13 protein-coding genes are annotated in these 13,212 nt (G+C 69.7%); 11 read left to right on the plus strand and 2 right to left on the minus strand.

Annotated elements, in window-relative coordinates:
- Positions 1-162: 162 nt before the first annotated feature.
- Positions 163-1,065: a helix-turn-helix domain-containing protein gene (locus ACK3BB_RS16695; protein WP_428925770.1), complete on the plus strand. Its 903-nt coding sequence runs from the start codon at positions 163-165 to the stop codon at positions 1,063-1,065.
- A gap of 134 nt (positions 1,066-1,199) precedes the next feature.
- On the opposite strand, the gene ACK3BB_RS16700 is transcribed toward ACK3BB_RS16695, so the two are convergent.
- A complete protein-coding gene (locus ACK3BB_RS16700; RefSeq protein WP_428925771.1) occupies positions 1,200-3,227 on the minus strand; it encodes a TonB-dependent siderophore receptor in 2,028 nt (675 codons plus the stop codon).
- Between the two features lie 448 nt (positions 3,228-3,675).
- Between ACK3BB_RS16700 and ACK3BB_RS16705 the strand changes: the two genes are divergently transcribed.
- The 10 genes from ACK3BB_RS16705 to ACK3BB_RS16750 all read left to right on the plus strand — a co-directional run bounded on the left by ACK3BB_RS16705 (position 3,676) and on the right by ACK3BB_RS16750 (position 12,369).
- On the plus strand, positions 3,676-4,707 hold the full coding sequence (locus tag ACK3BB_RS16705) for an ABC transporter substrate-binding protein (RefSeq protein ID WP_428925772.1): 1,032 nt from the start codon (positions 3,676-3,678) through the stop codon (positions 4,705-4,707).
- Positions 4,708-4,783: 76 nt separating this feature from the next.
- Positions 4,784-5,842, plus strand: coding sequence for a FecCD family ABC transporter permease (locus tag ACK3BB_RS16710; RefSeq protein ID WP_428925773.1), 1,059 nt, complete (start codon positions 4,784-4,786; stop codon positions 5,840-5,842).
- A gap of 17 nt (positions 5,843-5,859) precedes the next feature.
- A complete protein-coding gene (locus ACK3BB_RS16715) occupies positions 5,860-6,909 on the plus strand; it encodes a FecCD family ABC transporter permease (RefSeq protein ID WP_428925774.1) in 1,050 nt (349 codons plus the stop codon).
- Entirely contained in the window at positions 6,909-7,835 is a 927-nt protein-coding gene (locus ACK3BB_RS16720; protein WP_428925775.1) for an ABC transporter ATP-binding protein, read from the plus strand. Before ACK3BB_RS16715 ends, ACK3BB_RS16720 begins: the two co-directional genes overlap by 1 nt.
- A gap of 527 nt (positions 7,836-8,362) precedes the next feature.
- The gene (rutA, locus tag ACK3BB_RS16725; RefSeq protein WP_428925776.1) at positions 8,363-9,448 is read left to right on the plus strand and encodes a pyrimidine utilization protein A; all 1,086 of its coding nucleotides are present in this window, start codon (positions 8,363-8,365) and stop codon (positions 9,446-9,448) included.
- The gene (locus tag ACK3BB_RS16730) at positions 9,445-10,140 is read left to right on the plus strand and encodes an isochorismatase family protein (protein WP_428925777.1); all 696 of its coding nucleotides are present in this window, start codon (positions 9,445-9,447) and stop codon (positions 10,138-10,140) included. Before rutA ends, ACK3BB_RS16730 begins: the two co-directional genes overlap by 4 nt.
- Positions 10,133-10,516 (plus strand): pyrimidine utilization protein C, encoded by a 384-nt coding sequence (gene rutC / locus ACK3BB_RS16735; RefSeq protein WP_428925778.1) that lies wholly within the window; start codon positions 10,133-10,135, stop codon positions 10,514-10,516. Before ACK3BB_RS16730 ends, rutC begins: the two co-directional genes overlap by 8 nt.
- Positions 10,516-11,301: a pyrimidine utilization protein D gene (gene rutD / locus ACK3BB_RS16740; RefSeq protein ID WP_428925779.1), complete on the plus strand. Its 786-nt coding sequence runs from the start codon at positions 10,516-10,518 to the stop codon at positions 11,299-11,301. Before rutC ends, rutD begins: the two co-directional genes overlap by 1 nt.
- Positions 11,302-11,512: 211 nt before the next feature.
- Positions 11,513-12,142 (plus strand): hypothetical protein, encoded by a 630-nt coding sequence (locus ACK3BB_RS16745; RefSeq protein ID WP_428925780.1) that lies wholly within the window; start codon positions 11,513-11,515, stop codon positions 12,140-12,142.
- Positions 12,139-12,369 (plus strand): hypothetical protein, encoded by a 231-nt coding sequence (locus tag ACK3BB_RS16750; RefSeq protein WP_428925781.1) that lies wholly within the window; start codon positions 12,139-12,141, stop codon positions 12,367-12,369. The genes ACK3BB_RS16745 and ACK3BB_RS16750 overlap by 4 nt, the downstream gene beginning before the upstream one ends.
- Here ACK3BB_RS16750 and ACK3BB_RS16755 read toward each other — a convergent pair.
- Positions 12,366-13,208: a GNAT family N-acetyltransferase gene (locus ACK3BB_RS16755; protein ID WP_428925782.1), complete on the minus strand. Its 843-nt coding sequence runs from the start codon at positions 13,206-13,208 to the stop codon at positions 12,366-12,368. The genes ACK3BB_RS16750 and ACK3BB_RS16755 overlap by 4 nt on opposite strands.
- Positions 13,209-13,212: the final 4 nt, after the last annotated feature.

A 13,212-nucleotide genomic window follows, 5' to 3' on the forward strand; every position in this document is an offset into this window, starting at 1 on the left:
CCGCGCGCTTGACGTGGCGGGGCCGTCTGGTAAGCCATTGGCGACCGGACGCCAGAGTTTCCGACGACCCGACGACAGCCCCGTGGCGGCCCGGCCCGCCGGCGCGGCACGGGCCGGATGGGCCAGCCTTCCCCGACCTGCGAGTTTAGACGGGAACTGCCCATGAGCTATGTCGTCTCGATGACCGCCTATACCCATGGCATCCGCCCCACCGCGCCCGCGCGCTGGCGGTCCTTCGATGGCATGTGCGGGGTCTATTGGCATGCCGAGGCCGGATCCGGGGCCAAGGGCTATTACAGCTCGCCCGACCCGCGCATCGTGCTGTTCTTCAACGATGTCTCGCGCCATGTGCGCATCTCGGACCGCTCCGAGGAAGGCTCGCTGCGCGGCCGGCCGATGCTGCGGGCGTCCTATGTGCCCAGCGGCCAGCCGCTCTGGACCCATTTCTCGCAGACCCATGCCTTTTCCCATCTCGACCTGCACCTGCAGCGCGACTGGCTGCTCGACCGGCTGGCCCCGTCGCTGGGCGCGTCGATGGCCCGGGCCGTCATCGCCCGGCCGGTCGAGCTGCAGGACCTCGGCGATCTGGCCAGCATCGCCCGGCTGCTGGTCCGCGAGATTTCCGACCCGTCGCGCAATCCGCTCTTTGCCGAGAGCCTGGCCATGAGCCTGGTGACCGGCCTGCTCGACCTGCCCCGCGACGAGCCCGACGACACGCCGCTGCAACTGGGCGGGCTGACCCCGGCCAACATGCGCCGGCTGCGCGAGCTGGTCGACACCAGCGCCGGCGCGCGGCTGAGCAACGCGGCGATGGCCGATGCGGTGGGCCTGTCGGAAAGCTGGTTCAGCCATGCCTTCAAGAAGACCACCGGCACCACGCCCCAGCAATGGCAGCAGGAACGGCGGGTGCGGCTGATCAAGTCGGAACTGGCCGGCCAGGACGACAGCATCGCCGAGATCGCCGCCCGGTTCGGCTTTTCCGACCAGGCCCACCTGACCCGCGTCTTCCGCCAATACGAAGGCACCACGCCCTCGGCCTGGCGCCGGGCCCAGCGGCTGGGCTGACCGTCCGACCGGTGTGGCGGGCGGCGTCGGGCCAACAGGCCGCCCGCATCCCCGCTTCCTCCTTTGACCAGCCATGAAAAAACCCGCCCGCCGAAACCGGCGGACGGGCGCGTTCATCCCTGAATGTGCTCCGCTCAGAAAGCGTGGCGCAGGGTCAGGCTGACATAGCGGCCGGCGTTGTAGTAATCCGTCGTGAACCCGCCCTGGGCCACGTGCTTTTCGTCCAGCAGGTTCTGCACGTTCAGCGCCAGCTGGGTCTGATCGGTCAGGTTGTAGCTGATCGCCGCATCAAAGATCACCGCCGCATCGGTCTTGGACGCATTGTCGTCGGCGCGGAAGTATTCGCCGGTGTAGCGCGCGCCCAGGCCCAGGTTCAGATCGCCGAATGCACCCTGCCCCGGCACCAGGTAATCGACCCAGACCGACCCGGAATTGCGCGGCACCGACCCCAGCTGGTTGCCGTCGTAGATGCCGTTGTCGGATTGCAGGATCTCGCTGTCGAGATAGGAATACCCCGCCGTGACCGACAGCCGGTCGGTCAGCTCGGCCTTGGCCTCCAGGTCGAAGCCCTTGACGTTGGCCTCGCCGATGGTCTCTTCCAGCAGCGTGTTGGGGTTGGTCACGGTCATGTTGAACTTGGTCAGGTCATAGACCGAAGCCGTGAACAGCGCGCGCATGCCCGCCGGGCGATACTTGACGCCGATCTCGTATTGCTTGCCCCGCTCCGGCTCGATCCCGACCGAGGCCGGCACCACGGATTCCGCGTAGGAGCCATAGACCGACAGCCCGTCGGTGATGCGGTAGGTCAGCCCGACCCGGCCCGTGGTTTCCGAGTAATCGCCCGAGGCCTGGGTGCCATAGAGGTAATCGGTCTGCTCGATCTGGATCCAGTCGTGGCGCAGGCCGAGATTGGCGATGAACCGGTCGTAGGTCAGCTCTTCCTGCAGATAGACCGACTGGGTCTGGGTGTCGGTCAGCGTGTGCTGGTAGGGCGTCGTGTTGTTCAGGTCGAGCCCGCCGGTATAGACCGGGTTGGTCCAGTCGATATCGGCCGCCGCCGTGTACCACAGCTTGCTCTCATCCGAGGTATCGCGGAACTCGATCCCGCCCAGGGTGCGGCTTTCGAAGGCGCCAAAGGCGGTTTCGTACATCAGGTGGGCATCGGCCACGAAATCGCGGGTCGAGCCTTCGTCCGCGAAATAGTAGCGGCTGACCGTGGTGTCGGCCAGCGAGGTGATCGAACCCAGGAAGACATAGCCAAAGCCGCTCTTGGTGTCCGAGTAGCGCGCCGTCGAACCGAAGGTCAGGCCGTTGCCGAAATCATGGTCGAACTTGGCGGTGACCGTCTTGCGGTCGGTGTCGAGATAGTTGAAATCCGGCTCGCCCAGGAAGAGGTCGCGCTCGAAATCCAGCCCGGCGGGATAGCCCGAGCTGTTGGGATAACCGTCGCGGTAGAGGTAATCGGCCACGATGGTCAGGCTGGTGGCCGCGCTCGGGCGCCAGGCCAGACCGCCCATGAAGAACGTCTCGTCGTCGTTGGAATAGTCGGTCTCGGCCTCGGCATCCTGCATCTTGCCGGTGAACCGCCACGACAGCGTGCCCGCCTCGTCGATGCGGTCGCCCATGTCGAAACCGATTTCCTTGTGGTTGAACGAGCCGTAGGTCAGGTAGCCGTTGCGCAGCCGCTCGCCGGTCGGGGTCTTGGTGACAAAGTTCACCGCGCCGCCCGGGTCGGACACGCCGAAGGCCGTGGAATTGGCACCCTTGAGCACTTCGACCCGTTCAAAGGCATAGGGCTCTTCGCGCACGCCGCCGAAATTCTCGCCGACCAGCAGGCCGTCGCGGTAGAGATAGGCGTCGAAGCCGCGGATCTTGAAATAGTCGAACCGGTCGTCGCGGCCGTAGTAATCGGTGGAGATGCCCGGGGTGTATTGCAGCACCTGTTCGACGGTCGTGGCGTCGCGGCGCTCGATTTCCTTCTCGGTGATGATCGAGACCGACGAGGCCGTGTTCAGGATGTCGGTCGGCATGCCCGAGCCGGCCGCCGTGGTCGTGGCCACGATGGTCGTGGCATCGCTGACCGCCTCGGCCTGTTCGACCGAGATCGGATCGAGCTCGACGACCTCATCGTACGCCTGCGCCAGGGCGGCGACGGGCGCCATCAGGCAGACCAGGGCGCAGCCGGATTTGAGATGCCCGATCCGGCGTTTGCGTCTGGCGGGGGAATGAGGTCGTGCTGTCACGTCTTTCGTGCTCCAAGGTCGGTGTCGTGTCTGTTATTGGCTGTCTGCCTGGCTCGGGCATCGGGCTGGAACCGGTGGCGACATCGGCCCCGGCGGGGCCTGCGTCATACTGCGCGAACGGGGTCTTGAACGGGGCGTCCGGCCGCGGGGCGCTGATGGCCTGGCCGCGGTCTTCGGCCCGCGGCTCTCTAGCAAGGCGGCGAAAGCGGCGTATTGGACGATCCTGTCGGATTTGTCACCGCCTGTCGCAAAGCGCGCCCGGCCCTTGATCCGGGCGCCTTGCATACGGGCTGATCGCTTGACCCCGCTTCGATCCTGCCGATACCCCTGCCCCACCCCGCCCGTCCAGCCCAAACGGAGACCTGACATGCCGGCTTTCCCGTTCCTCTCCCGCCGCGCCCTGCTGGCGCTTGGCCTGGCCTCGCTGGCCGCCGGCCCGGCCCTGGCCGACGATCCCGCGCCCGCCACGGCCGCCGCGCCCGCCCAGGTCTACCCGATCGAGATTTCCCATGCCTTCGGCACGACGGTGCTGACCGAAAAGCCGCAGCGGGTGGTGACGGTGAACTGGGCCAACCACGAGGTGCCGCTGGCGCTGGGGGTGGTGCCCGTGGGCTTTGCGGCGGCCAATTTCGGCGATGACGACGGCGACGGGCTGATGCCCTGGGTCAAGGCCCGGCTGGACGAGCTGGGCGCCGAGGTGCCGCCACTGTTCGACGAGGGCGACGGCATCGATTTCGAGGCTGTCGCCGCCACCCGGCCCGACGTGATCCTGGCCGCACATTCCGGGCTCAGCCAGTCGGATTACGACATCCTCAGCAAGATCGCCCCGGTCGTGGCCTATCCCGGCCAGCCCTGGACAACCGAATGGCGCGAGATGATCCGCATGAACAGCGCGGGCATGGGCATGGTGGCCGAAGGCGAGGCGCTGATCGCCGATCTGGACGCCCGGATTGCCGCGGCCGCCGCGGCCCATCCGGTGCTGCAGGGCAAGACGGCGCTGTTTGTTACCCATCTCGATCCGCGCGATCTCAGCCGGATCAGCTTTTACACCGACAATGACACCCGGGTGCGGTTCTTCCACGACCTGGGCCTCCAATCGCCCGGGGCGGTGATCGAGGCCTCGGCCACGGGGCGCTTTGCCGGCGAGATCAGTGCCGAGCGCATCGACGATCTCAACGATGTCGACATCGTGGTGACCTATGGCACCCAGACCCTGATCGACCGGCTGTCGACCCACCTGCTGACCCGGCGGATGGGCGCGATCTCGCGCCAGTCGATCGTGCTGTTGCAGAACGACCCGCAGGGCACGGCCGCCCATCCCACGCCGCTGGGCATACCCTGGGTGCTGGACGATTACGTCGCCGCCCTGGCCGCCGCGGCCGAGGCCGGCGCGGATTGAGCGGACCCGGCGGCCGGCCCCGGGCGATGACCGGCGGCCCCGGCGCCCGGCCCGGGCAGGACAGCGGACCAACCCGATGACAGGACATGCGACACAGGCCCCAAAGGGCCCTGCGGCGGCCCCCGCCGCGCTGCGCCGCCAGGGGCTGCGCCGCCGGCTGGGCTGGGCGCTGGCCCTGGTCGGGCTGATGGGGCTGGCCGTGCTGCTGTCGCTGACCTTCGGCGCCCGCGACGTGACCCGGAGCGACATCCTGGCCGCCCTGTCCGGGCAGGTCGACACCATGGCCCAGGCCGCCGTGGCCAGCCGCATCCCGCGCACGATCCTGGCCGCCCTGGCCGGGGGCGCCCTTGGCCTGGCCGGGGCGGTGATGCAGGGGCTGACACGCAATCCGCTGGCCGATCCGGGCATCCTGGGCGTCAATGCCGGGGCGGCGCTGGCCGTTGTCATCGGGCTGGCCTGGTTCGGCATCGACAGCGCCGGGCTGTATATCTGGACGGCCATCGCCGGGGCCGGGCTGACGGCCTGCGGGGTCTACCTGATCGCCTCGCTCGGCCCGGGCGGGGCGACGCCGCTCAAGCTGGCCTTGTCGGGCGCGGCCACCACCGCCGCGCTCAGTTCGCTGACCACGGCCGTCGTGCTGCCCCGGGGCGACATTGCCGGGCTGGTGCAATCCTGGCTGGTCGGCGGGGTCGGCGGTGCAACCACCGACCAGATCCTGCCGGTCCTGCCCTTCCTGGCCGCCGGGCTGGTCCTGTCGCTGGCCGCCGCGCGCCGGCTCAACCTGCTGGCCCTGGGCGAAGAGGCCGCCGCCGGGCTGGGCGAAAACGTCATGGCCGCCCGGCTGATGGCCGCCCTCGGCGCCGTGCTGCTGTGCGGAGCGGCCACCGCCGCCTGCGGGCCGATCGGCTTTGTCGGGCTGGTCGTGCCCCACCTGGCCCGGCTGGTCCTGGGCGTGGATTACCGCTGGATCCTGCCGGCCTCGGCGCTTGGCGGCGCCGTGCTGCTGACCCTGGCCGACGTGCTGGGCCGGCTGATCGCCCGCCCGGCCGAGCTGGACGTGGGCATCGTCACGGCCTTTGTCGGCGCGCCGGTCTTCATCTGGATCGTCCGCCGGAAGAAAGTGAGCGCCCTGTGATGCCCTCCGGCCCTGCCATGTCTCCCGCATCTGCCCAGCCTGCCCCCACCGCCCGCCGCGTGGCCGCCCTGCGCCGCGACCGGCGCGCCCGGCGGCTGCGCCTGCTGGCCATCCTGGCCGGGCTGATCGCCGCGGCCGTGGCCCTGGCGCTGATCCTTGGGCAAAGCCTGACCCCGCCGGGCACCGTGCTGCGCGTGCTGGCCGGCGAGGACGTGGCCGGAGCGGCCTTCACCGTGCGCGAGCTGCGCCTGCCCCGGGCCGTGCTGGCCCTGCTGGCCGGGCTGTGCTTCGGGCTGGGCGGGGTGTCGTTCCAGACCATGCTGGGCAATCCGCTGGCCAGCCCCGACATCATCGGCATCAGCTCGGGCGCCAGCGCGGCGGCGGTCTTTGCCATCGTCATCCTGGGCCAGGGCGGGCCGGCCGTCTCGGTCATTGCCGTGGCCGCCGGGCTGGGCGTGGCCCTGCTGATCTACCTGCTGTCCTGGAGCCAGGGCGTCGCCGGCGCCCGGCTGATCCTGGTGGGCATCGGCATTTCGGCCATGTTGCAAAGCCTGACGGCCTATATCCTGACCCAGGCGCCCAGCTGGTCGCTGCAAGAGGCGCTGCGCTGGATGACCGGCAGCGTCAATGGCGCGACGCTCGACCAGGCCCTGCCGCTGGCCCTGGCGCTGCTGGTCTGCGGCGGGCTGCTGCTGGCCCGGGCGCGCGACCTGGATGCGCTGCGGCTGGGCGATGATGCCGCCGCCGGGCTGGGCGTGGCCGTGGGCCGGACGCGCGTCGTGACGATCTGTGCGGCCGTCGGGCTGGTGGCCTTTGCCACCGCCGCGACCGGGCCGATCGCCTTCGTGGCCTTCCTGTCCGGACCCATCGCCGCCCGCCTGACCGGCGGCGGCCGGGCGCCGCTGATCCCCGCCGCGCTGATCGGCGCGCTGCTGGTCCTGCTGGCCGATTACGCCGGCCAGTTCCTCCTGCCCGCCCGCTATCCGGTGGGAGTTGTCACCGGCGTGCTGGGCGCGCCCTACCTTGTCTATCTCGTCATCCGCGACAGCCGGACCGGAGGCCATTGATGACCCAAGCCCACCCCTCTGCATCCGATGCCCGGACCGTGTCCCGGGACGCCGGTCAGACCACTGGCCAGGACGTTCCCGAAGCCACCGGCCAGACCCCGCCCCAAGCCGCGCCGCGCGACGCCGGCCAGGCCCACCTGGAGGCCCGCGACCTGGCCGCCGGCTACCGCGACAGCCGCATCCTCGACGGGCTGAGCCTGGACATTCCGCCGGGCCGGATCACGGCCATCGTCGGGGCCAATGCCTGTGGCAAGTCCACCCTGCTGCGCGCCCTGTCGCGCCTGCTGGTGCCGGCCTCGGGCACTGTGCTGCTGGACGGGCGGTCGGTCCATGCCATGCCCGCCCGCCAACTGGCCCGCCGGCTGGGCCTGCTGCCGCAATCGCCCACCGCACCCGAGGGCATCACCGTGCTCGACCTGGTCGGGCGCGGCCGCCATCCCCACCAGGGCCTGCTGGGTCGCTGGACGGCCGAGGACGATGCCGCCGTGGCCCAGGCCCTGGATGCCACCGGCACGGCCGACCTGGCCGAGCGGGCCGTCGACGAGCTGTCGGGCGGCCAGCGCCAGAGGGTCTGGATCGCCATGGCCCTGGCCCAGAAGACCGGCGTGCTGCTGCTGGACGAACCGACGACCTACCTGGACATCAACCACCAGGTCGAGGTGCTGGACCTGCTGGTCGATCTCAACCTCGACCGGGGCACGACGATTGTCATGGTCCTGCACGACCTGAACCTGGCCGCGCGCTATGCCGATCACCTGGTGGCCATGGCGGGCGGGCGCATCCACGGCGCCGGCACGCCCGGCGAGATCCTCACCGCCGACATGGTGCAGGAGGTCTTTGGCCTGCAGGCCCGCATGATGCCCGACCCGGTGTCGGGCCGGCCGATGATGATCCCCGTCGGCCGCCACCGCCGCGCCGAGGGCTGACGGCCGCCCAACCGGGGATCGGGAACAGCCCTTCGGGTGCAATCCCAACGTGCGGTTCGGTTGCTCCGGCTCGCACGGCCCGTACGCCCCGCCTCGCCCAGCTCATGCGATCCGCCGGGATCGGCCCTTCGGCGCCCGGTCGACCGCGTTCGGTCCGGCTCCCATGGCCCCCCGATCCCTCATGGCGGGTCCAGCCCATCCGGCCGGCTCTGCAGGACCCATCGGCGACTGGTCCATCCCGTCCCCCGCATCGGCACCCGGCCTGCCAAGGCCCGCCCCCAAAACCCCCGGCCGACTCGGCCCCGGCGCATCATGGGACCGCCCGCACCGGCCCCCATCCCCGCAATCGGCACCCTCACACCCCGAAACCGCGTTTCCACAGCGCCCAATCCATAGGCGCCCGCGCAGCCGCGCGCCCATGCTTTACCCAGCCCTCTGCCCCGGCCCGCCCTGCCCGTCACTTCCCTTTTCGCGCCCGGCAAAAATTTGACTAACTGGTCAAAACCCCAGCAAGGAAAGTCAGACACATGGAAATCGGAGTATTCATCCCCATCGGCAACAACGGCTGGCTGATCTCGGAGACCTCGCCCCAGTACATGCCCACGTTCGAGCTGAACAAGACCGTGGCCCAGACGGCCGAGAAATACGGGCTCGACTTCGTGCTTTCGATGATCAAGCTGCGGGGCTTCGGCGGCAAGACCGAGTTCTGGGATCACAACCTGGAAAGCTTTACCCTGATGGCCGGGCTGGCCGCGGCCACGACCAAGATCAAGCTCTATGCCACCGCCGCCTCGCTGGTCATGCCCCCGGCGATCGTGGCGCGGATGGCCTCGACCATCGACAGCATTTCCGGCGGCCGGTTCGGCGTCAACCTGGTGACCGGCTGGCAGAAACCCGAATACGAACAGATGGGCATGTGGCCGGGCGACGAGTTCTTCGGCACGCGCTACCAGTACCTGTCGGAATACGCCACCGTGCTGCGCGAGCTCTGGGAGACCGGCCAGAGCGATTTCAAGGGTGAGCATTTCACCATGAACGATTGCCGGCTCAGCCCGCGCCCGCAGGCCGACATGAAGGTCATCTGCGCCGGGTCGTCGGATGCCGGCATGGCATTCTCGGCCGAGTTCGCCGATTACAATTTCTGCTTCGGCATGGGGGTCAACACGCCCACGGCCTTCCGCGGCAACACCGAGCGGCTGATGAAGGCCACCGAGAAGACCGGGCGCGAGGTGTCGTCCTTCGTGCTGTTCATGGTCATCGCCGACGAGACCGACGAGGCGGCCTTTGCCAAGTGGGAAAAATACAAGGCCGGGGCCGACCAGGAGGCGCTGGACTGGATGGGCCTGCAGGGTGCGGCCGACAAGACCTCGGGCGACGACACCAACGTGCGGCACATGACCAACCCGGTCTCGGCGGTCAATTTCAACATGGGCACGCTGGTCGGTTCCTATGCAAATGTCGCGCGGATGCTGGACGAGGTGGCAGAGGTGCCCGGAACCGGTGGCGTGCTGCTGACCTTCGACGAATTCATTGAAGGCACCGAGACCTTCGGGGCCAAGGTGCAGCCGTTGATGAAGACGCGCCAGCACATCCCCATGGAGGTTTCCGCATGACGACGGCCATCGCCGCGCCCGAGAATTTCGATTTCGACCCCAGCGACACCGCCCTGATCGTGGTGGACATGCAGAATGCCTATGCCACCCCGGGCGGCTATCTCGACCTGGCCGGGTTCGACCTGACCGGGGCCGAGGGCTGCATCGGCAACATCTCGACGGCCATCGCCGCCTGCCGCGAGGCCGGTGTGCTGGTGACCTTCCTGCAAAACGGCTGGGACGCGGGCTATGTCGAGGCCGGCGGGCCGCTGTCGCCCAACCTGGCAAAGTCCAACGCCATGAAGACCATGCGCCGCAAGCCCGAGCTGATGGGCACGCTGCTGGCAAAGGGCGGCTGGGATTACGACATCGTCGATGCGCTGACCCCGCAGGACGGCGACCTGGTCATCCCCAAGCCGCGCTATTCGGGCTTTTTCAACTCGATGCTCGACAGCGCCCTGCGTTCGCGCGGGATCCGCCGGCTGGTCTTTACCGGGATCGCCACCAATGTCTGTGTCGAAAGCACCCTGCGCGATGCCTTCCACCTGGAATACCATTGCCTGATGCTCGACGACGCCACCCACCATGCCGGGCCGCAATTCGTCCGCGACGCCGCCGTCTACAACGTGGCCACCTTCTTCGGATGGGTCGGCAGCACGGCGGATTTCTGCACTGCTCTCACCACCACCCAGAAGGACAGCATCGATGCCTAAGACCCCCGTCATCCCCGAAGGATCGGGCAAACCCCTGGCCCCCTACCTGCCCGGCGTGCTGGCCGACGGCGTGGTCTATGTCTCGGGCACCCTGCCTTTCGACAAGGAAAACAACGTTGTCCACGTGGGCGATGCCAGCGCCCAGACCCGCCACGTACTGGAAACCATCAAGTCGGTCGTCGAGACCGCCGGGGGCACGATGGACGACGTGGTGATGAACCACATCTTCGTCACCGACTGGGCCAATTACGGCGCGGTCAACGAGGTCTATGCCGAGTATTTCCCGGGCGACAAGCCGGCGCGCTACTGCATCCAATGCGGGCTGGTCAAGCCCGATGCCCTGGTCGAAATCGCCACGGTTGCGGTCATCAAGTGATGAAATACGACCTTCTCAGGTGCGGGCGCCCGGGCGCCCGCACCGTCGTTCTGGTCTCCGGCCTGGGCGGGGCGGCGGGCTATTGGGCCCCCCATGTCGCAAGCCTGTCCGCCGAGGTCGACCTTGTGCTCTATGACCAGGCCGGCACCGGGGCCAATGCCCGCGACCTGGGCGGGACGACCAGCATCGCGGCCATGGCCGATGACGTGCTGGCCATCTGCGATGACGCCGGGATCGACCGGTTCGACCTGGTGGGCCATGCCCTGGGCGGGCTGGTGGGCCTTGACCTGGCCTGCCGGCCGGACAACCGCCTTGACCGGCTGGTGGCCATCAATGCCTGGCCCGAGATCGACGCCCACACCGCGCGCTGTTTCGACATCAGGCTGAACACCCTGGCCGGCCAGGGGCTGGAGGCCTTTGTCGCGCTGCAGCAGAATTTCCTCTACCCGCCGTTCTGGATCGCCGCCCATCCCGAGAAGATCGCCGCCGAAGAAGCCCATGCCGCGGCCCATTTCCAGGGCGCGGCCAACCTGGCCGCCCGGATCGGCGCGTTGCGCGATTTCCGGCTGGGCGACTGGCCGTCCGGTGACGGCGACGGGGCCACGCAGGTGCTGCTGCTCTGCTCGACCGACGATGCCCTTGTCGACGTGGCCCAGTCGCACCGGCTGAAGGCCTCCATCCACGGCGCCCGGCTGATCGAATATCCCCAGGGCGGCCATGCGCTGAACCTGACCTGCCAGGCCCGGTTCGACGCCGATCTGCGCGATTTCCTCATCGCGTCCTGATCCCCGCCCGTTCAGCGCGTGATCGCCGCGCCGGCCGGTCCCGCAGGGCCGACCGGCAAGGGCGCGCCCGCCGGGTGCGGCGCCTTGTCCGGGCCTCTTGAAATTTCCGACAGAAAGAGTCAGATACAGGTCACCCAGTGGCCCCGACCGGTCAGCCAGGTCTTCACCCATTCCCGCGCGGGCCCGCCCGCGTTGCCAACAAGGGGACGAGATGACCGAACCGGACCACAGGATCACCCGCGATCCCTACCGCCACATGCTGCGCGCCCCGGCCGACCGCCGCGCCGGCAGCTCCGACCAACCGCGCCGCGCCCTGCCCCGCCCGGCCGGCCCGCTGGATTGCGGGCGCCGGCCCTCGGGCCGCGATCGGGCGCTGGCCGGGCTGGATTTCGACGCGGCCGAAGTCACCCTCCTGACCGCCGCCCGCCACCTGTTCCAGAGCTTCGCCGAACCGCAGGACGTCCCCCTGAGCGCCGCCATGGACCGGGCCACCGCGCTCTACGGCCCGGCCGGCCACCGCTGCGACGCGGCCTGCGATGGCCCGCTGATCGTCGGCCGCCTGCTCGGCGCGCTGGACACGATCCGCTCGGCCCGGCAATCGGTCTTTGCCTTCAGCACCGCCGATTGCGCCAGCTGCGCGGCCATTGTCACCGAAGAGGAATGCCGGCTGGTCCGCGCCGTGGCCGCTCTGCGCCGGGGCGATACCGGCCGGGCGCTGGTCGATGTGCTGATCCTGTGCGAAGGCCACAAGACCGAGGCCGTGCTCTCGGCGCTGGACCTGCTGGCCATTGCCCTGCCCGCCCGTCCGGCGGCCTCCGCCGGTGACGGGGCCGTGACATGAGCCGCCTGCTGGCCGATCTGCTGGCCGCCGACAGTCGCGCCCGGGGCCTGGGCTGCGGCGGGCTGCATCCCCGCCTGCGCGCGGCGATCACCGACGAGCTGCGCTTTCCCGCCCGCTCCTCCGGCCCCGATCCCCGCCTTGATCCAGATGCGCCCCGCCCCGAAGGGCTGGTCGATTTCCCCCGGACCGACGGCAAGGGCCCGGCAAGACGCTCAAGCGACGGCTAGCCCAGTTCCATCGTCCCGATGGCCTGCAGGTCCGGCCCGGTCTGCGGCACCCGCCCGCGAAACATGCGCGCGGTGGCAAAGGGCACCTGGAACCCGGCGCGTTCCAGTTCGCCGCGCAGGGCGGTGTTGGCCTCGGGCAGGTCGATGATCAGCGGGCCGTCGGGCCGCTGCGCCGCGATCTCGCCGATCAGCGCCAGCGCCGCGCCGGTGTCGGGCGCGATGACCGGCCCGATCTTGGTGCCCGCCCGGCAGGCCCGCCAGGTGGCAAAGCCGGCAATCTCTCCGTCACGCTCCATCACGATCGTCTCGCGCAGGCCCTCGCGCGGGGCCACCCATTCGCCCAGGAAGGCCGGCCGGGCATAGCCGTTGGCCGCACCATCCAGCGCCACCAGCGCGGCGACATCCGCCGCCCCGGCCCGGCGCAGCCCGGCGGTCTGGCGGCCTTCGACCCGGCCTTCGTGGCGCAGGCTGGCGCCCACGCGGACAAAGCCCGACCGTTCGTAATTGGCTTCCTGCGCCGGCACCCCGTCCAGCCCGACCGACCGGTCGCCGGCATGCTGCAGCGCCTCGCGCCACAGCCGCAGGCCGATGCCCTGGCCGCGCAGGTCGGGATGGCAGATGTAGAGCCCCAGGAAGGCATCGCCCGGCCCGTGGTTCACCACCGAGATCGCCGCCACCGGCCGGCCTCCGACCCGGGCCGTGAAGAACCCGTGGGGATCGGCCGCCAGAAAGGCCCGCCCGTCGTCCAGCCCCGGGTTCCAGCCCTCGGCCGCCGCCCAGTCCAGCGCCAGGGCCAGATCCTCCGGCCCCATCCGCGCAATCGTCACCGCTTCGCCCACGTCC

Source organism: Marinibacterium sp. SX1 (assembly GCF_050389775.1).
In the GTDB taxonomy this organism is placed as follows: Bacteria; Pseudomonadota; Alphaproteobacteria; order Rhodobacterales; family Rhodobacteraceae; genus Marinibacterium.